The 18771-nt window shown below is 61.3% G+C and carries 13 protein-coding genes; 4 read left to right on the plus strand and 9 right to left on the minus strand.

Going from position 1 to position 18771, the window contains the following annotated elements; genetic code table 11:
* Window positions 1-253: 253 nt before the first annotated feature.
* Window positions 254-3118, plus strand: a complete 2865-nt coding sequence (locus tag E4021_RS14665; RefSeq protein WP_136460126.1) for a hypothetical protein — start codon at window positions 254-256, stop codon at window positions 3116-3118.
* A gap of 57 nt (window positions 3119-3175) precedes the next feature.
* Here E4021_RS14665 and rodA read toward each other — a convergent pair whose 3' ends face one another.
* The 5 genes from rodA to E4021_RS14690 all read right to left on the minus strand — a co-directional run bounded on the left by rodA (window position 3176) and on the right by E4021_RS14690 (window position 10214).
* Window positions 3176-4594 (minus strand): rod shape-determining protein RodA, encoded by a 1419-nt coding sequence (rodA, locus tag E4021_RS14670; RefSeq protein ID WP_136460127.1) that lies wholly within the window; start codon window positions 4592-4594, stop codon window positions 3176-3178.
* Between the two features lie 6 nt (window positions 4595-4600).
* Window positions 4601-4996: an SPOR domain-containing protein gene (locus E4021_RS14675; RefSeq protein ID WP_136460128.1), complete on the minus strand. Its 396-nt coding sequence runs from the start codon at window positions 4994-4996 to the stop codon at window positions 4601-4603.
* Window positions 4997-5008: 12 nt separating this feature from the next.
* Window positions 5009-5644, minus strand: coding sequence for a deoxyribose-phosphate aldolase (gene deoC / locus E4021_RS14680; RefSeq protein WP_136460129.1), 636 nt, complete (start codon window positions 5642-5644; stop codon window positions 5009-5011).
* Between the two features lie 58 nt (window positions 5645-5702).
* Window positions 5703-9020: a preprotein translocase subunit SecA gene (gene secA, locus E4021_RS14685; protein ID WP_136460130.1), complete on the minus strand. Its 3318-nt coding sequence runs from the start codon at window positions 9018-9020 to the stop codon at window positions 5703-5705.
* Window positions 9021-9194: 174 nt separating this feature from the next.
* Window positions 9195-10214: a phosphotransferase gene (locus tag E4021_RS14690; RefSeq protein WP_168797623.1), complete on the minus strand. Its 1020-nt coding sequence runs from the start codon at window positions 10212-10214 to the stop codon at window positions 9195-9197.
* A 345-nt stretch (window positions 10215-10559) separates the two neighbouring features.
* On the opposite strand from E4021_RS14690, the gene E4021_RS14695 reads away from it, so the two are divergent.
* The 3 genes from E4021_RS14695 to E4021_RS14705 all read left to right on the plus strand — a co-directional run bounded on the left by E4021_RS14695 (window position 10560) and on the right by E4021_RS14705 (window position 13810).
* Entirely contained in the window at window positions 10560-11366 is an 807-nt protein-coding gene (locus E4021_RS14695) for an NAD-dependent epimerase/dehydratase family protein (RefSeq protein WP_136460132.1), read from the plus strand.
* Window positions 11363-12514, plus strand: a complete 1152-nt coding sequence (locus E4021_RS14700) for a thioredoxin family protein (protein WP_136460133.1) — start codon at window positions 11363-11365, stop codon at window positions 12512-12514. The genes E4021_RS14695 and E4021_RS14700 overlap by 4 nt, the downstream gene beginning before the upstream one ends.
* A gap of 63 nt (window positions 12515-12577) precedes the next feature.
* On the plus strand, window positions 12578-13810 hold the full coding sequence (locus tag E4021_RS14705) for a T9SS type A sorting domain-containing protein (RefSeq protein ID WP_136460134.1): 1233 nt from the start codon (window positions 12578-12580) through the stop codon (window positions 13808-13810).
* A 66-nt stretch (window positions 13811-13876) separates the two neighbouring features.
* Here the strand turns inward: E4021_RS14705 and rny are convergent, their stop codons facing one another.
* The 4 genes from rny to pheT form a co-directional block, all read right to left on the minus strand.
* The gene (gene rny / locus E4021_RS14710) at window positions 13877-15547 is read right to left on the minus strand and encodes a ribonuclease Y (RefSeq protein ID WP_136460135.1); all 1671 of its coding nucleotides are present in this window, start codon (window positions 15545-15547) and stop codon (window positions 13877-13879) included.
* 30 nt (window positions 15548-15577) lie between these two features.
* Window positions 15578-15880 carry a cell division protein ZapA gene (locus E4021_RS14715; RefSeq protein WP_136460136.1) on the minus strand — a complete coding sequence of 101 codons (303 nt, stop codon included), beginning with the start codon at window positions 15878-15880 and terminating at the stop codon, window positions 15578-15580.
* A gap of 3 nt (window positions 15881-15883) precedes the next feature.
* Window positions 15884-16177 carry a hypothetical protein gene (locus E4021_RS14720; RefSeq protein ID WP_136460137.1) on the minus strand — a complete coding sequence of 98 codons (294 nt, stop codon included), beginning with the start codon at window positions 16175-16177 and terminating at the stop codon, window positions 15884-15886.
* A 115-nt stretch (window positions 16178-16292) separates the two neighbouring features.
* Window positions 16293-18716, minus strand: coding sequence for a phenylalanine--tRNA ligase subunit beta (gene pheT, locus E4021_RS14725; RefSeq protein WP_136460138.1), 2424 nt, complete (start codon window positions 18714-18716; stop codon window positions 16293-16295).
* Window positions 18717-18771: the final 55 nt, after the last annotated feature.

The following is an 18771-nucleotide window of genomic DNA, read 5'->3' on the forward strand; positions in this document are numbered from 1 at the left end:
GATAGGCATTTATACTCCAGAGACGAGGCGGGAACGAAAGGGTTGCACCGAAATGTGACAACGGGCGGGTTGTTGCGTCTACACGTTTGGACGGCGGGACGACACTTGTTGCGGGGCGGCGGGGGAGAATTTCCCCTCAATGTCAAATCCTAGCATTTATCAGGGTTTCCGCCCGCAGACGGGGCGGATTAACGAACAACACACCCCTGATTTAACATCAAATAGCATACTCAACGCCTAAAATTAAAACTATATGCGTAATTATCTACTCCTTACTTTATTGTTACTCTCAGCGGCGATTGCCCGGGGTCAGGTCAGGGGGGTGAGCTACACCATTGCCCCGTCGGCCAGTTATAACTGGTTCGGCAGTGAATCCGGCTTGGAAGACGCCTTCATGTTTGGGGGTCGTTTCGGATTCGGTTTCGGCGAATACGTGGAACTGAGAGCCACCTATCTGCAGACTATCGACCAGCAAACCAATTTCGCCGGTCTTAACCTCGATATCGACTCCACCTTCGCCAATCAGGGCGTCGACCTCCGGCGTTACGGCGCGGAGCTGAAACTTAACGTAGGCCGGGGCACCCTGCTCCCCTATCTCCTCCTCGGCGGCGGTATCCAGGATACCCAGCGGGAAGGACTTGAGCGGGCCGAGAACATCTTCGGAACCGCGGGATTCGGCCTGACGCTCAGCGCCGCGGACCGCTACACCTTCGGCGTGGAAGGCAAATACATCGCCTACTCCGGCAACGCCGTACGCAACCTCTTCGATGAAGTCGAACGGCAGGCCAATAACCTCGACCTCGACAACTTCAGCGCGAATCAGGTTGGCACCTACAGCGTAGCCGCCAACCTGCAATTCTACCTCGGTGGCCGCCGACCCGGTCAACTCAGCGAGATCGACCAGAAATACCTGGAAAACTTCCAGGGTGGCATCTCCGGCCTTTCGGTCCCCATTGAACTTGGCTTCGCCCGGGTGGACTGGGACAGTGAACTGCCCTACCGCGACGCCTACTTCGCCGGTGGAACGGCCGGTTTCAGCTTCGGCCCCCTCATCAGCCTGCGCGGCTTTTACTACCGCGGCATGACGGAGGAGAAGATCAACTTCGATTTCGACGACATCACGCTCTATGGAGCTGACTTCCGCTTTAACCTCAGCCAGGCATCCTCGGGCATCGTCCCTTACCTGAGCGTGGGCGGTGGTTACATCGACCTCTCGGAGGGTTACAACGACAATATCGAGGCCGGTGAGATGTTCGCCTCCAGCCAGGGCTTCGCCTCCGGCGGTGGTGGTATCTACCTGAAATTCGGAGAACGCGTACGCCTGAACGGCGGCGTGCGGGCCCTGCTCACCAGCGGAGCCGACCTGGAAGACCTGAACAGCACCGAGCAGCTGACTACCAGCACCATGTACACGGCCGGCCTCGGCTTCACCCTGGGCGGCAACAACCGCGATAACCCCGACGTCGTACGGCAGTCCACCCTGGAAGAACGCCTCGCTAACCAACAGCAGGAGTTCAACCGCCGGGCCGACAGTATCCGCCTCGAAAATCAACTCGAGCTCGAAGCGCTGCGCAGCCGGTACCAGGATACCATCGCCCGCCTCGACCAGGAACTGATCGACGCACTCAACGCCGGCGACGTGGAAACCGCCGCCATCATCAAGGAAGAGCAGGCCGAAGCCCGCGCCATCGTCGATGAGGTACAGGACCGTCAGAACCAACTATCCCTGCGCGACGACCAGCTCGCCTATGAGCGCCGCCAACTGGAACGCGCCGAAATCGACGCCGCCCTGGGTCGGGAACCCCAAATGGTAGCTCCCCGCACGGAAATGCCCCGGGCCACCACCACCAACCCCGATGAAAGCGTGATCGTCCTGCGCTCGCAGCAAATCGATCGCCTGATCGACGCTATCAGCCAGCGCAACGCCTCCGCCGCTACCGGCTCGACCGACCTGCGCAGTGAGCAAATCGCTGAGATCAACCGTCGCATCGAACGCCTGGAAGATCGCATCAATCAGGGTGACGCCCGCTTCCGTTCCGGCAGCCCGAGCAACGCAGAGCGCGTAGAGATCATCGAGCGCCGCTTTGAGGAAGTCCGCGACGGCAACAATGTCCGCCGGGAAATGACCCCCGAAGCCCGCATCCGCATGCTGGAGCAGGCCCTAGATTCCACCCGCCGCGCCACCGGTGCCACCACCGGCGACGCTGCCGTACAGGAACGCATCAATAACCTGGAACGCCAGATCGAGGAGAACCGCAACGCGATCCCGGACAGCGACCTCAGCGCCCAGGAACGCATCGATGAACTCGAACGGCGCCTGATGGACCGCATTGAGAACGTGCGCGACAACCGCGACGACGACGAATACCGCCAGGAGATGATCCGCGACCTGACCGACTACCAGAGCGAGATGATGAGCGAAATCCGGGAACTGCAGCGTGACCTCGATCGCGCCAACCGCGAAAACGCCCGTCTGCAACAGGAGCAACGCAGCGCCCAGGAACGCATCGACCTCGAGCGGGATCGCCTCCGGGCCGAACGCCGGGATGCCCGCCGCGACGCCCGCGAGGAATCCGTTACTTACCAGGACTCCCTGGGTAACGTGGTCACCCGCCCAGGCACGGTAGGACTGGAGGACATCACCGTCAATACCGGCGGCGTCTACCTGGCCGACGATAACGCGGAAGGGTTCTTCTCGAACTTCACGTACACCGGCATGTCGGGTACCGCCGGCTTCAACTTCGGCGACGCTACCGGACTGGGCCTCGGCCTGCGGTGGCACTACAAGCTGGGCCCCGATCAACGGGCGGAATTCATGCCAGAAGCCTATTTTGGCATCGGAAGTCCCACCACTTTCGGTATCTTCGGTAACCTGGTCTACCCGATCATTTCCGAGCGGTCGGAATCGACTGGACTCATTCCTTACGCCGGCATCGGCATCGGTGCCCTGCAGATCAAGGACAGCGAGAACAGCGACCAGCTGAACTTCCGGCCGGCCATAAACCTTTTAGTAGGTACCTACCTGCCCGTAGGCAACGGCCGCGTATTCGTGGATTTCTCCACCCGCAACTTCTTCAGCGTTAACCAGCTAACGGGTGGTTACCGCTGCAACTTTTAGTGTTCTAACTACCATTGGATCCTCCGCAGGCTTTGGCCTGCGGGGGATTTTTTTTGCCTATACCTCACCGCGGTGCTTGTCGAGCTTGAGCAGTACGGCCAGCATCATGGTAAAGGACAGCAGCGAAGATCCCCCCTTGGAGATGAAGGGCAGCGGGATACCGATGACCGGGATCAAACCCATCGTCATACCGATATTGACCAGGAAGTGGACCAGCAGGATGCCCGCAACGCCGTAAGCGTAGGCCCGGGCGAACGTACGTCGCTGCCGTTCGGCGAGCACGGTGATGCGCCACAACAGCACGAAAAACAGAATGATGAGGGTACCCGCCCCGATGAACCCCTGCTCCTCCCCTACGGCGGAGAAGATAAAGTCGGTCTGCTGCTCGGGCACGTAGTCGAATCGCGTCATCGTACCCTGTTGCAGGCCCCGGCCGGTAACCCCGCCCGCCGCGATGGCGAGTTTGGACTGCAGCAGGTTGTAGTAGGCCCCGCGGGGGTCGGCGTCCTCGGGGTGGAGCCACACCATGACCCTTTCGTGCTGGTGGGAGGGTAGTAACTGATTGGTATAAGCGTAATTGCTGGCAGTAGTAAGGGCCAGCCCCCAAAGCAGGAATAGCAGGCTGACGCCCACCAACCGGGCGTTGCGTTGCAGGAGATGGTAGATACTGGCGCCGAGCAGTAGTGCAGCCAGCAGGCCGATCGCGGGCCAGCCATACCCGGCCGGCATCGCCCAGAAAGCCCCTGCACCCGCGGTAAGCGCCCCGCACCCCCAAAGGATGCCGCGACGCGGGAGCGAGAAGGCAAAAAGCGCCAGACAAAGCGACAACAGGGTAACCAGCAGCCCCTCCAGGGAAAAGATGATGCCCAGGACCACCATAAGAGCCGTGAAGCCGCCAAGCACGAAGATCAGGGGGTTGAGGCCCTCACGGTACATGACCAGCAGGAAACCGGTAAATACCAGGGTGGAGCCCATATCGGGTTGCCCGAGAATGATCACCGCCGGGATAAGCCAGATCAGCGTAGCGTAAACGATGGCGCGAAAACTGTTCATCTTGCCGCTGTACTGGCTCATGAACGCGGCCATAGCCAAGCAGGTGCCGAACTTCGCCAGTTCACTGGGCTGAAAGGTGAGGCCCGCCACGCTGAACCAGGACCGGGCCCCGTTGATCTCCTTGCCGGCCACCAGCACCAGGACCAGCAGCAATACCGTAAAGGCGTAGATGGGATAGGCCCCCACTACCCACACCTTGCGGTCGATGAGGTAGTTGGTGACGATCCACGCGCCGGCCGATATGATGACCCAGATAAATTGCTTGCCAACCGGGGTGGAGAGCCGGTCGAGCAGACCGGGGCTGTAGCCTTCCGGGGGTGCCCCGACCGAATTGACCATCAGCAGTCCGGTAAATACCAGAAAGATGTACAGGATGATGGTGGTCACATCCGTACGCGCCCGCTTAAGGGAAATTCTGGCCATGGTAGTTTAGTACATCTCGAGCAGCTCTCGCTCTTCCACTTCCGCCTTTACCAGGTAGACGCCTTCGTATTCGGTACTGAGCCGTTGCCGGAGCCGCTCCGCTTCCTGCCGGGTGAAGAAGGCACCGGCGCGGAGTTTGTAATAGGGTTTGTTGTGTACCCAATCGATGATAATGCTCGGGTAGTTCGCCTTGAACTCCCGCTCAGTTTTCTCGAGTTGCTGCCGGTCGGTGGTGGCCAGCAGCTGCACGCGCCAGCCGTCGATCTTATCCTCCCGTTCGCTCACGCGGGCGAAGAGGTCGAGGACGCGGTTGACGTCGGGGTCGGGCGTGACGGCCAGCATCCGCTGGGCCGATACCGGAACCGTGGTCAACAGAACGAGCAGACTGAAGAGGATGCGCATGACGGGTAGTACTTATTCGATGATGGCGAGGCCGGAGGAAGTGCCGAGCCGGTCGGCCCCGGCCGCGACCAGGGCTTGGGCTTCGGCCTGGGTGCGGATGCCGCCGCTGGCCTTTATCTTGATCTCCGGATGTAAGTTAGCACGCAGGAAGCGAACCTGTTCGACGGTGACGCCGCCCTGTACGCCGGAGCAGGTCTTGACGTAATCGGGCCGCACCGCGTTGCAGATTTCGACCAGCCGGCCGGCTTCCTGCTCGGTCAGCACGCCCATCTCCAGGATGAGTTTGCAGACCTTCCCCTTTAACCGCACGGTAGTGGCCATCTGTTCGATTTCCGTCTTGATGTAGTTCCAGTCGCCCGACTTGACGGCCGCCACGTTGATCACAATGTCAAGTTCGTCGGCGCCTTCCTCGATCGACCGGCGGGCCTCGGCCACCTTGATCGGCGTTTCGGAGTACCCGTAGGGAAAACCAATGACCGTAGCAATCCGGACGCCCGATTCGTTGAGCTCCGTCCGGGCGCGGGAAACGAAGTAAGGCGGGATGCAAACCGCGCGGAACCCATGGGTTATTGCTTCCCCGCAGAGCCGCTTAATGTCGTTGGCGGTAGCCTGCGGACTCAGGAAGGTATGTTCAATAATCTTGTTCAAGCCGTGGGGGGTCTGGTGTTAGGGGGCCTGTCGAAGCCGGGGGGTGAATATACGACGATTACCGGCCATGGCAGTGCTTGAACTTCTTGCCGCTGCCGCAGGGGCAAGGGTCGTTGCGGCCGATCTTCGCCGAGTCCCGCTGGAAGGTTTCCACCTTTTCCGGCTGGCTGGCGGCCTCGGCGGCCTGTCGGGCGGCGGCGGCCGCGGGCTCCGGCTCACTGCTGCGGTTGACCTGCGTGGGTGGTGCCACTACCCGCCGGGGGGCGCGCGCCTCCTGGATGTCGGTGGGCTGGGCAATGACCAGGTCGCCCTTGGCCAGGTAGCTGGTCGTCTTCTCGTTGATGCGGCTGATGAGCTCCTCGAAGAGGTTGTAGGACTCCATCTTGTACACCACCAGCGGATCCTTCTGCTCGAAGGAGGCCATATTGGTGGAGGTCTTGAGTTCGTCCATGGAGCGCAAGTGCTCCTTCCAGTTGTCGTCGATGATGGCCAGGGTGACGGCCTTTTCGATGTCCGACTTGATGCTCTTGCCGTTGGTTTCCAGGGCGCGCTCGATGTCGGCCGTGATCTGCAGGGGGTGGGTGCTGCCGTCGGTAAACGGAATGATGATCCGGCGGTAGCGCCCGGGCTGCTCTTCGTTCACCTTGCGGATGTGGGGCATGACGCGGTCGATGAGCGTGTGCATCTTCCGTTCGTAGAAGGCGCGGAATTCCCGCAGCAGTCCATCGGCCAGGTCGTTGGCGTTCCGCTTGTTGAAGTCGGCCGCCTGTACCTCCGGCTCAAAGCCCAGCAGGCGCTGGGTGGCCAGGCGGAAGGTTTCGTAGCTGCCATTCTGCTTGTGGGCGTAAACGATGTCGTCGATCAGTCCCTCGAAAGAATTGTTAAGGTCCAGGCTCAGGCGCTGACCGCTCAGGGCGTTGTCGCGCTTGCGGTAGATGGCTTCGCGCTGGATGTTCATCACGTCGTCGTACTCCAGCAGGCGCTTGCGGATGCCGAAGTTGTTCTCCTCGACTTTCTTCTGAGCGTTCTCGATGGATTTGGTGACGATACCGGCCTGGATCACGTCGCCTTCCTTGTGGCCGGCGCGGTCCATCCATTTGGCGATCCGTTCGCTTTGGAAGTAGCGCATGAGCTTGTCTTCCAGGCTGATGTAGAACTGGCTCGACCCGGGGTCGCCCTGGCGACCGGCACGACCGCGGAGCTGGCGGTCCACCCGCCGGCTGTCGTGTCGCTCGGTGCCGACGATGGCCAGTCCGCCCGCGTCCTTTACCTGCTGGTTGATCTTGATGTCGGTACCCCGACCGGCCATGTTGGTGGCGATGGTCACCTTTCCGGGTCGACCGGCTTCCGCCACAATGTCGGCCTCGCGCTGGTGCTGCTTGGCGTTCAGAACGTTGTGGTCGATGCCGCGCAGCTTGAGCATTCGGCTGAGCTTCTCGCTGACGTCTACCGCGGTGGTACCCACCAGCACGGGCCGGCCGGCGTTGCTGAGTGCGACGATGTCGTCGATCACGGCGTTGAATTTTTCGCGGTCGGTCTTGTAGATGAGGTCGTTGCGGTCGTCGCGCTGGATGGGGCGGTTAGTGGGGATGACCACCACGTCCAGTTTGTAGATTTCCCAGAATTCGCCGGCTTCGGTTTCGGCCGTACCCGTCATGCCCGAGAGCTTGTGGTACATGCGGAAGTAGTTCTGCAGCGTCACGGTGGCGTAGGTTTGGGTAAGCTCCCCTACCTGCACGTTTTCCTTGGCTTCCAGGGCCTGGTGGAGGCCATCGGAGTAGCGGCGCCCCTCCATCATACGGCCGGTCTGTTCGTCCACGATCTTTACCTGCCCGTCCATGACCACGTATTCGCTGTCGCGCTCGAAGAGGGCGTAGGCCTTCAGGAGCTGGGAGATCGCGTGGAGGCGGTTGGATTTCACGCCGAAGTCCTGCGCCAGCTTGTTCTTGGCCAGGGCCTTCTCCTCCTTGTTGAGGTCCTTGCGGTTGTCGACCTCGGCCATACTGGTGGCCAGGTCGTTGAGGATGAAGAAGTTGGGGTCTTCGTTGTACTTGCTGAGGAACTCGGTTCCCTTGTCGGTCAGGTCTACCTGCCGGTTCTTCTCGTCGATGGTGAAGTACAGCTCGGCGTCTACCTCCGGCATCCGCTTGTTGTTCTCCGCCATGTAGGTGTTTTCCGTTTTTTGCAGCAGGACGCGGGCCCCTTCCGTGGAGAGGAACTTGATGAGTGGACGGCTCTTCGGGTAGGCGCGGTACGCGCGGAAGAGGGCCAGGCCGGCCTCCCCTTCCTCGGGACCGTGGTAGCCCTCCTTGAAGAGGCGCTTGGCCTCGGTCAGGAACTTGTGGGCTGTCTTCTGTTGCTGGTCGATCAACCGCTCGATGGCGGGCTTCAGTTCCAGGTAGTCCTGGTCGTCGGCGTTCGTCGTGACCGGGCCGGAGATGATCAGCGGCGTACGGGCATCGTCGATGAGCACCGAGTCCACCTCGTCAATCATGGCAAAGTGGTGCTTGCGCTGCACCTTGTCGGCCGTGGCCCGCACCATATTGTCGCGCAGGTAGTCGAAGCCGAATTCGTTGTTGGTGCCGTAGGTGATGTCGGCGGCGTAGGCCTTCACGCGTTGCGGGCTGTGGGGGCGGTAGAGGTCAATACAGTCGATGCTGAGCTTGAGGAACTGCATCACCGGGCCGATCCACTCGGCGTCCCGCTGGGCCAGGTAGTTGTTGACGGTCACGACGTGGACGCCGCGGCCGCTGAGGCCGTTCAGGTAGGCCGGCAGGGTGGCGACCAGGGTCTTACCCTCACCGGTCTGCATCTCCGCGATCTTGCCGTCGTGGAGCACCTGTCCACCGATCAGCTGCACGTCGTAGTGGACCATATTCCACTCGATCTCGCCGCCGGCGGCCATCCATTTGTTCTGGAAAGTAGCTTTTCCGTTCTCGTCGATCGACACGTAATCCTTGGTGGCTGCCAGCTCGCGGTCGGCGTCGGTGGCCGTCATCGTCAGAGGCCCCTCCGAGAACCGGCGGGCGGCTTCCTTCACGGTGGCGAAGGCCTCCGGCAGCAGTTCTTTCAGCACTACCTCTAGTTCCTCATCGCGTTGCTCCCCGAGGCGGTCCACTTCCTTGTATATCTCGTCCTTGCGGTGAAAGTCCTCTTCGGCCTCCGCTTCCGCGCGCAAATTCTTGATTTCCTCATCGATGCCCGAAAGGTACTCCCGGATGCGTTCGCGGAAGGTGTCGGTACGTTGGCGGAGCTCGTCGTTCGACAGTGTGGCCAGGCCCTTGTATACTTCGTTGATTTCGTCGACTACGGGCTGGTAGGCAGCCACGTCGCGGTCCTGCTTGGAACCGAACAATTTTTTTAGGGCCTTAAACATAGTAAGCTTTCTTTTCTAAATGGGATGGGGCGGGGCCGCGGGTGCCGGGCCGGGACCCGGGGAGCAAAGATACCGCAACCCTCCAGCCTGCGCGCGCATAATCCGCGCCAAAGGGCTCGAAGCGACATTCTGTCACCGGATCATACTAACGAACTGACAGTGAGGCCGGTTGACCTACAGCAAACCCGCCCGCGAGCGTTCGAGCAGCTGTTTGCGCTCGTCGAGGCTCAGCGAAATGGGTAATTGCGCGATCCCGATGATGCGCCGGATGATCTCCACGTAGCAGAATCGCCGGGCCAGCGCCACGTCAAAACCCGGGGGCTTCGCGTAGTCGGTATCGATCTGCAGGATCCGCTTTTCGGCGGCCCGGCTCATGAGCAGGTGGGCCATCAGCACCCCGATATCGAATTCCGGGCGCCCGAGGTGGGCGAATTCCGCATCGATGACGAAGACCCGCTTTTCGGTGGTCAGAAAACTGCCGGGGTAGTAGTCACCGTGGATGAGGACCGTCCCTTTGGTGAGGTACAGCTCCCCCAGTTCCCGCGCGACCTCCCGCAGCCGTTCGTCGTGCTGGAAGGGCAGGGCAACGGCGGCGAGTCCCGGATAGATCGCATCAAGGGGAAAACCGTTGTCGGCCCGAAAGGGAAGGTCGAAGATGTGCCGGTGGTTGAGCAATTTAAGGTCGCGGTTGTCGGCGAATTCCTGAACCTTCAGGTGGTGCAGCCGACTGGCGAAGTGGAGCAGGGTGGCGAGTTGGGTGCGGGAGATGTCTTCGCCCGCCTGGTAGATCGACGACATATCGGGCACCAGGCCGAGATCCTCCAGGATCAGCACGAAGTTGCGCGCATCCGCCCGCAGGATCTCCGGCATGCGTCCCAGCAGGAAATGGTCACCGGCCACCGCCTGGTGGAAGTGGCGCTCTACCAGAATGCGCGACAGGGGTGCCTCGATGTTGGGGAACTTGGCGACCCACGGACGGCTCTGCTTGACGATAAATTGCCGGCGGTTGGAGATGACCCGCAAGGTCACGTTCATATTGCCCTCGCCGGCCGGGGCTACCTGCAGTACTTCCTCGCCCGGAATGAGGAAATCCAACTCGGCGAGGTACTCCCGTACCCGTTCCGGCTTGGCTACCGTCAAGAAATGGGGGCTCCCCGTCAAATTCCGGAACCGTTCGTAGGGAGTATCAGCCATGCCGCAATGATACGTAAGGTCCACCGGCCCGGGCACCCGCGAACGCGCAAAAAACAGAGTCCCGGTGAAAACACCAGGACTCCCGAAACAGGTTGCAAAAAATGGAAAGGAGGACTTCATTCGCCCTCCTTCCGTAAATACTCACTCAAAACATGTTAACCCGGGGCCCGCGCGCCCGTTACCGGTGCATACCGGGCCATCTCTTTACCGTTGCAGGCACCACAAAAATACGACATTTCAACGCTTTTAGCAAGCAAAAAGATTAGATAATACCATTTACGGCCCTAAAATAATCAATTTGATTACACATATTTCCCCAATGTCAGCCGCTTTACCTTTGGCGGTATGCCTACTCCTGAATCCGCTCCCGTGTCGCGCGCTCCGGTAGCCCTGCTCGGTGCGGGGTGGCTTGGACTTGCTCTCGCGCGGGATTTATCTAACGATTATCCCGTAAGGGCCAGTTACCGGCGGGAAGCCGGCCGACGGGCGGTCCAGGAAGCCGGTGCCGAGCCCTACCTGCTCGATCTGCCTGAGCTCGCCGCCCCCCTGCAGGCCTTTCTCGCCGGTGCCCGCGCGCTCATCATTACCCTGCCCCCGGGCGGGCGGGCCCACCAGGAGAGGACTACGGAACAGTACCTGGCGGCGCTGGAACCCCTGCACGATTTTCTCCACCGCGACCTCCACGTAATCTATACGAGCAGCACCGGCGTCTACGGCGGTTCTGCAACCGGCCGGGTGACCGAGGATACTCCCGTAGCACCCGATACCCATTCGGGCCGTGCCGTGGTGGCGGCCGAAGGCTGGCTGACCGAGCACTGCCCTACCCTGACCGTACTTCGGCTCGGGGGTTTGTATGGTCCGGGACGCGATCCCGTCAACTTTTTTAGCAAGCGGGAAGCCATACCGCAGGGTGATGCACCGGTGAATATGCTGCCGCAGCACCAGGCCGTGGGTGCCGTGCGTTTTATACTCGAAACCGGGTCAACCGGAACCTTCAACGTCTGCGGCGCGGACCACCCCCCGAAAAGGGAATTTTACGGTAATTTGTATAGCGCCGCCGGACAAACGCCCAAGCCCTTCCTACCCGGCGGGGCCGACGGCAAACGCATCGATTCATCCAAACTCCGCCAACTTGGCTGGCCCCGTTCATGAAGTACCTGATCCTCCTCACTTTCCTCTCGCTTACCCTCTCCGCCCAGGAAGGGGAAGGTATCGTCTTCGTCGAAAAGCCCTTTGAGGAACTGCTGGCCCAGGCCCGGGCGGAGGACAAGCTCATCTTCATCGATGCCTACACCACCTGGTGCGGCCCCTGCAAGATGATGACCGCCAAGGTGTTTCCCGATCCGCGCGTGGGGGAGGTGTACAACGAACGCTTCATCAACGCCAAGTTCAATATGGAAGCGGGCGAAGGAATCGGGCTGGCCCAGCGGTATGCCGTGGTAGCCTACCCTACCTACCTGTTCGTCAACGGTGAGGGAGAGCTCGTCCACAAGGGCCTAGGCTATATCCCCGTGCCCGCCCTCCTCGAGCTGGCCGACGTGGCCGTATCCGACATCAGCCTCGGCGCGCTCGAGCACCGGTACCGGACGGGCGAGCGCGACCCGGCCTTCATCGGCACCTACGCCCAGGCCCTGGCCGCCAGCAACGAGGAAGCGAAGGCCGACCGACTGGTGGGTGACTATCTGGCCACGCAAGACGATTGGTCGAAGCCGGCCAACCTCCGCCTGCTCCTCACCAGTCCCGGCCAACTCGGTGAGAAGCGCATGAACTACTTGATCGAGAACGCCAACCTCGTTGAAACGGCGCTGGGCAAAGGTTCCGTGGTGCAGACCGTGCAGCGGGCCATCGTCAATGCCTACCACCGCCAGAACCGCAAGCGGAGCCTCGTACCCCCCGCAGAAATTGCTTCCTTCTACGCCGAAAACGCCGGCCAGCTCTCCGATCAGTTGCTGTCGGGTTACGAATTGATCTACTACGAGCGGGAGGGAAATATGGACAAGTATCTGCCACTTGCCATGAAGCACTATTCCAGCTATCCGAGCGAGGATTACACCGAACTTAACGGCCTCGCCTGGACTTTCTTTGAGCAGAGTGACGATCCCGAGCAATTGGCCCGGGCGATCGAATGGGCGGAAAAATCCGTAGCCCTGAGGGCGTACTACCCGAACCTGGATACCCTGGCCTGGCTGTACTACAAGACCGGCCAGCAGGAAAAGGCAGAGGCTACCGCTACCCGCGCCATCGAGCACGCCAAGGCCGATTCCCTGGATTACACCGCCACCCTGAAAATATTTCAATAGTTTCCGGTGGAGCCGGGGTTTGTCTAATCCCCCTGACTTGCCGGCTACTGCAAACTTACACCGATGCGCTACGCCTTACTGCTCTTATTAATTTGCTCAACGCTGCGCGCCCAGGATGCCATTGACAGCTCCGGACACATCATCACCTGCTTCACCCGCGACACCGCCTTTGGTGCTTTTCAGCCCCCGCGCGCGGAACTTCTCGACGGCACCGCCGAGATCACGACTACCTTCAACCTGGTCTTTACCGACAGCGTGCCGGAAGCGGCCCGCCGCAGCATGCAGTTCGCCGCCGACATCTGGGGCAGCTACCTGCAGTCGGACGTGCCCATCCGGGTAGAGGTCGACTGGCGCGACGAGAAGGATGACCGCCTGCTGGCCAGTGCCGGCCCGAGCACCATTTACCGGTCGTTCGAAGGCGCGGTGGACCCCGACGTATGGTACCCCGTGGCCTTGGCGGAAGCAATCGTGGGTGAAGACCTGAACGAAACCAACGAGCCCGACATCAACGTGGTGGTCAACAGCACCGCCAACTGGAACTTCAGCACCGACGGCCGCGTACCTCGCAACCGCATCGACCTGTCGACCGTCTTCCTGCACGAACTCGGCCACGGACTGGGCTTTCTGAGCAGCATCGACAGCACCAGCGATACCAGTGTGAGCATCGGCTTCAACAACCGCTTCATCATTTACGACCTCTTCCTGGAAACGCCCCCGGGCCGTTCCCTGGTGGACGCAACCCAGTTCCCCAGTCCCTCACCGGAACTCCTTGCCGCCGTGATCGAACGGCTCGATTTCGTCGGCGACAGCGCGGTAGCCAAAAATAACGGGAAGCTGGTGCCCCTCTTCGCGCCGGAAACCTTCGACGTCGGCAGCAGCGTGAGCCACCTCGACGAGACCGTCTACCGCGCCGGGCGGCCCAACGCCCTGATGACGCCCTCACTGGCGGCGGGGGAAGCCGTACACGACCCCGGCCCGGTTACCCTGGGCATCCTTTTCGACCTAGGCTGGCCCCTGCGGTTCGACCTGAGCACCGCTGTACCGGAGATCGTCGCTGGCCGCCTCGGTATCTACCCCAACCCAGCCACTGATGTAGTAGTACTGTCGCTGGAGGAAGTACTGAGCCCTACGGTTGCCATCCTCTACGGAGCTGACGGGCGCGAGGTACGACGGCAGAACATCAGCGGACAGTTCGGGCAGGCGCGCGTTGCGGTCGATAACCTGCCCCCCGGCCTCTATACCCTCTTCGTACCCGACGGGGCCCGCGCCTTCAGCGGCCGCGTCATGGTTCGCTAAAGAACAGCGGCCCCGCTCCCTTCCGGGAGCGGGGCCGCTTTGCAATTACCCACTGGCTGATGAGGTTTACCGTGCGTAGGCCACCGAGCGGGTTTCCCGGATGACCATTACTTTGATCTGACCGGGGTACTGCATCGTTTCCTGGATCTCCTGGCTGATCTTGAAGCTCAGTTCGTCCGCGTGCTGGTCGCTCACCTTGTCGGCTTCAACCATGACGCGCAGTTCGCGGCCGGCCTGCATGGCGAAGGCGGAGTTCACGCCCTCGTTCTTCTTGGCGATGTCTTCCAGTTCCTTGATCCGGTTGATATAACCTTCCAGGATCTCGCGGCGGGCACCCGGCCGGGCGCCGCTGATCGCGTCGCAGGCCTGTACGATGGGGGAGATGATGTTGTTCATCTCGATCTCGTCGTGGTGGGCACCGATGGCGTTGACCACGATGGGGTTCTCGTTGAGCTTTTCGGCCATCTGCATGCCGTAAAGGGCGTGGCTGAGTTCGCTGTCCTCGTCGGCGACCTTGCCGATGTCGTGGAGCAGGCCGGCCCGCTTGGCGAGTTTGACCTGTTTCTTGTTGAGGCCCATTTCGGCGGCCATTACGGCGCAGAGGTGAGCGGTTTCGACACTGTGCTTGAGCAGGTTCTGTCCGTAGCTGCTGCGGTACCGCATGCGGCCCACCATCCGGATCAGTTCGGCCGGCAGGCCGTGGATGTCGAGTTCGATTACCGTTTTCTGGCCGATCTCCTTGATGCCCTGGTCGAGCTCTTTGCGGGTCTTGTTGACCACTTCCTCAATGCGGGCGGGGTGGATGCGACCGTCGCTGACGAGTCGCTTCAACGAGAGCCGCGCCACCTCCCGCCGGATGGGGTCGAAACTGCTGATGACGATGGTCTCCGGCGTATCGTCGACGACCAGTTCGGCGCCGGTGGCCGCTTCGATGGCGCGGATATTGCGGCCTTCGCGGCCGATGATTTGTCCCTTCACGCTGTCGTTGTCGAGACTGAATACCGAAACGGTATTCTCGATCGTCATCTCGGCGCACATGCGCTGGATGGTGTTGATCACCACCTTTCGGGCGTCCTTGGCGGCGTCTTCCTTGGCTTCGGCGAGCAGTTCGCGGCGCAGGCTCAGGGCGTCGTTCTCCGATTTGGCGCGTACGTCTTCCAGTAGCCGCTGCTTGGCTTCGGCCTGGCTCAGTCCGGCGATGCGTTCCAGTTCGGCGGAGAAGCGTTCGTGCTGCGACTCCAGTTCTTCCTGCTTTTCGCGGGTGCGTTCGATTTCCTGGTCGAGTTCCTGCTTGCGCGCTTCGATCTCTTCTTCGCGTTTCTTCAGGCCTTCCTTGGCCTTGAGTACCTCGTCGAGTTCGGATTTGAAGCCGGCGCGTTCCTCACGCATGGCGGCCTGCTCTTCCTTGAGGGCTTCGCGCTTTTCGCGGAGTTCGATGAGCTCCTCGGCCTTTTCCTGCTTGAATTCTTCCTTGTAGCGGGCAAATTTTTCCCGGCTTTCCGCAATCTTCTGCTTTTTGAAGGCTTCCTGTTTGTCGCGGTATTCGGCGAAGGTCTTTTCGGCCTTCAGTTCGGCGTCGGCCTGGATCTTTTCGGCCTTCAGTTTGGCATCGGCGAGGAGCTTCTCGGCTTCCAGCTGATGCGCCTTATCCTGTTCCTTGGCCTTACCGCCAAAGATGAAGTAGGCGATCGCTACGCCTACGAGGAGCCCGATAACGAGCCCGATGATGATTTCCATTGTCAAGTAAAGTTGTAAAGGTGAAACTCACTAGAGCATCCCCTCAACTAAGTCATTCAGCTTCGCCAGGCGGTTGCTCAGCTCCGCGTCGCTGCCGTTGTCGGCTTGGTCGCGGGCACTGCGCAGCTCACTGGCGTAGGTCAGCAAGGTCATGACCAGACAATCCTGCTTGTCCCGGTCGCGGTACTTGATCTGGAAGTCGTTGAATCGATCGTTGATCTCTTTGACGAGCGCGCGCAATCCTTCTTCCTCGTCGTCGGCGACGCGAATGGGATAGGGGCGGCCCGCGATGACCACGCTAATCGGTTTATTATCCTGGGCGGTATCTGCCATGACTTAGTTACGGTGAAGCCAGTCGAGGCAACGGTCGATCTCGCGGAGGCAAAACTGTATGGCCTCGCGTTGTTCGTCGTTGTTTTCGGCTGGTGCCTTCCCGGCAGCAATGGGCTGCTGGGTCTGCGCTAGCTTATCCTTCAGTGAGTTCACGACGCCGAGCTGGCGGTCGAGTTCCCGTTTCAGGTTTTCATTTTCGGCCTGCGTCGCCTCGTGTTGCACCCGTTGGCGCTCCATTTTGGCGGCGAGTTGCCGGAGTTTTATTTCAAGGCCGTCAAGTTGGGTTGCCGGTTTCATAATCGTGTGGTGGATAGGTAGTTGAAGGACCTCGGTTGCACCACTGCCGGCAGACCGCCGGACGGGTGGGAACGCCCGGTCTCCTTCCGCTTGTGTTCCGGGGTAAAGTTATGAATTAACGGCGAACCTCCGCACCCAGTTGCTTGGCCAGTACACCTTCCACGCTGCGCATCACTTTTTCGACTTCCTTGTCCGTGAGCGTTCGTGCGTCGCTTTCCAGCAGGAAGCTTACGGCGTAACTCTTCTTGCCCGCCCCCACCTGCTGCTCGTTGCGGTACACGTCGAACAGATTGGTATCGGTGATGAGTTTCTTGCCGGCCTTGCGCGCCAGACGGTCGATGTCGGCGTAGCTCACCTCGCGGTCCACGACCAGCGCGAGGTCGCGCCGTACGGTGGGATATTTGCCCGGCGTGGTCACCGGCTGCGGCTTGCGGGGCAGTACGCGCAGCAGGTTGTCCCAGTGAAAGTCGGCGAAGAATACCGGCGCCTTCACGGCGGCCTGTTCAAGCCGGGCACCCGCGACCGCGCCAAAGTCGACCAGCACGAGAGGGCCCTTGTGGTAACGCAGTCCGTAGCCGTAGCCGCTTTCCGGAGCGTCGTCCGTGCGGTAATTGTCGATACCCAGGCGCTGCAGGACGAGGTGCACGGCCGCCTTCAGGGTGTAGAACCCCGCGCGGGCGTCTTCGGTATCGTGCCACGACTCGGGCTGCCGCCGCCCGGTCAGGGTAAGGGTCAGGTGATTGGTTTCCCGGTAGTCGCCGTCTTCCAACCGGTAGCTGCGCCCGAATTCGAAGAGGCGCAGGTCGCGCTGACTGAAGTTATGATTGTGGCGCACGGCCTCCAGCGCGCCGAAGAGCAGGTCGGGGCGCATGACGTCGAGGTGGACGTTGCTGGTGTTGTTGATGCGCACGAGGTCCTCACGCTCACCGTAGTGGCGGCTCTCGGCCAGGCTCAGGGCCATCATCTCGAGGTAGCCGTTGGCGGCCAGCAGGTCGCCGATGAGCTCGCGCAGGGCGTTCGGGTCGGGCCGCGGGGCCACTACCATCGCGGTGGTGATGGTGGCCGGCTCCGGGATTTTGTTGAAGCCGTACACGCGGAGGATTTCCTCGATGACGTCGACTTCGCGGGTCACGTCAAATTTGTTGGTCGGCACGGCTACGGTAAATTGCTCGGCGTCGTCGGCTACGATCTCCATATCCATGCTGCCCAGGATGTTCCGGATGGTCGATTCCCCCAGGTCTACCCCAATGAGTTCGTTGATGCGGCGGTAGCGTACGCTGACGCGCCGCGGCTCGATGGGTGCCGGGTACAGGTCGAGCAGGCGTCCGGCTACCCGCCCGCCGGCCAGGGATTCCAGCAGCAGGGCGGCGCGCTTGAGGGCGTAGACCACCACGTTGGGGTCGCTGCCCTTCTCGAAGATGCGGGCGGCGTCGGTCCGCAGGTTGTGGCGCATGCTGCTCCGGCGGGTAGTGCCGGGCTCGAAGTGGGCGGACTCCAGGAAGATGCGCGTGGTCGAATCGCTCACGCCGCTGCCCGCCCCGCCGAACACACCGGCAATGCAGAGGGGCCGCCCGTCCGCGTCGCAGATCATGAGGTCGTCGTCGGACAGCTTCCGGTCCGTTTCGTCCAGCGACTGGAAGACGGTGCCTTCCGGCAGATTTTGTACCACGATGCTTTCGCCGCTCACCTTGTCCAGGTCGAAGGCGTGCAGGGGCTGCCCCAGTTCGTGCAGTACGTAGTTCGTCACGTCCACCACGTTGTTGATGGGGCGTACACCGACGGCGTTGAGGCGCGCGCGCAGCCAGTCGGGACTGGGTTCCACTTTCAGGTTCTCGATGACGAGGCCGGCGTAGCGGGGGGCCTGGGCGGGATCTTTTACCCGGGCGGTGAACGCGGGTGCCGGGCCCTCGGTGAAGGCCGAAACGTCCGGTTTGTCCACCTTCACCTTGCGGCCTTCTTCTACGCTCAGGGCGGCGGCCAGGTCAAAGGCCACGCCGAGGTGGTTGGTAGCGTCGGAGCGGTTGGGCGTGAGGCCGATCTCGTAGACGTGGTCCGTCTCCAGTTCGAATACTTCCGCGGCCGGCGTGCCGGGTTCATAGGGGCGATCTAGCACCAGGATGCCGTCGTGGCTGGTGCCGAGCCCGAGCTCGTCTTCGGCGCAGATCATGCCCTCGCTGACCTCTCCGCGGATCTTTCCCTTCTTGATCGTGAGGGGGTCCCCTTCGGTGGGGTACAGGGTGGTGCCTACGGTGGCCACCAGCACGTGCTGGTCGGCGGCGACGTTGGGTGCACCGCAAACGATGGAGACGGGTTCGTTTTGGCCTACGTCGACGCTGGTGAGCGACAGGCGGTCGGCACCGGGGTGTTTGCCGCAGGTGAGTACGCGGCCCACTACCACGCCTTCCAGGCCACCGGGGACCGATTCGACTTTTTCCATTCCCTCCACCTCCAGTCCGGTGCCGGTGAGTACCTCGGCAATACGTGCCGGGGGCAGGTCAATGTCGAGGTATTCCTTGAGCCAGTTGAGCGATACTTTCATAGCGCGCAAAGGTAGGCAAGTAATTAAATGTTAAACTCCAAACCCACGCCCCCCA

The sequence above is a fragment of the Neolewinella litorea genome (genome assembly GCF_004803465.1).
GTDB classification, from domain to species: Bacteria; Bacteroidota; Bacteroidia; order Chitinophagales; family Saprospiraceae; genus Neolewinella; species Neolewinella litorea.

What these genes read in the sequence shown, in the direction of transcription:
- E4021_RS14665 (WP_136460126.1), top strand. Translation starts at nt 254, where the DNA reads ATGCGTAATTATCTACTCCTTACTTTATTGTTACTCTCAGCGGCGATT.
- rodA (WP_136460127.1), bottom strand. Translation starts at nt 4,594, where the DNA reads ATGGCCAGAATTTCCCTTAAGCGGGCGCGTACGGATGTGACCACCATC.
- E4021_RS14675 (WP_136460128.1), bottom strand. Translation starts at nt 4,996, where the DNA reads ATGCGCATCCTCTTCAGTCTGCTCGTTCTGTTGACCACGGTTCCGGTA.
- secA (WP_136460130.1), bottom strand. Translation starts at nt 9,020, where the DNA reads ATGTTTAAGGCCCTAAAAAAATTGTTCGGTTCCAAGCAGGACCGCGAC.
- E4021_RS14690 (WP_168797623.1), bottom strand. Translation starts at nt 10,214, where the DNA reads ATGGCTGATACTCCCTACGAACGGTTCCGGAATTTGACGGGGAGCCCC.
- E4021_RS14695 (WP_136460132.1), top strand. Translation starts at nt 10,560, where the DNA reads ATGCCTACTCCTGAATCCGCTCCCGTGTCGCGCGCTCCGGTAGCCCTG.
- E4021_RS14700 (WP_136460133.1), top strand. Translation starts at nt 11,363, where the DNA reads ATGAAGTACCTGATCCTCCTCACTTTCCTCTCGCTTACCCTCTCCGCC.
- E4021_RS14705 (WP_136460134.1), top strand. Translation starts at nt 12,578, where the DNA reads ATGCGCTACGCCTTACTGCTCTTATTAATTTGCTCAACGCTGCGCGCC.
- rny (WP_136460135.1), bottom strand. Translation starts at nt 15,547, where the DNA reads ATGGAAATCATCATCGGGCTCGTTATCGGGCTCCTCGTAGGCGTAGCG.
- E4021_RS14715 (WP_136460136.1), bottom strand. Translation starts at nt 15,880, where the DNA reads ATGGCAGATACCGCCCAGGATAATAAACCGATTAGCGTGGTCATCGCG.
- E4021_RS14720 (WP_136460137.1), bottom strand. Translation starts at nt 16,177, where the DNA reads ATGAAACCGGCAACCCAACTTGACGGCCTTGAAATAAAACTCCGGCAA.
- pheT (WP_136460138.1), bottom strand. Translation starts at nt 18,716, where the DNA reads ATGAAAGTATCGCTCAACTGGCTCAAGGAATACCTCGACATTGACCTG.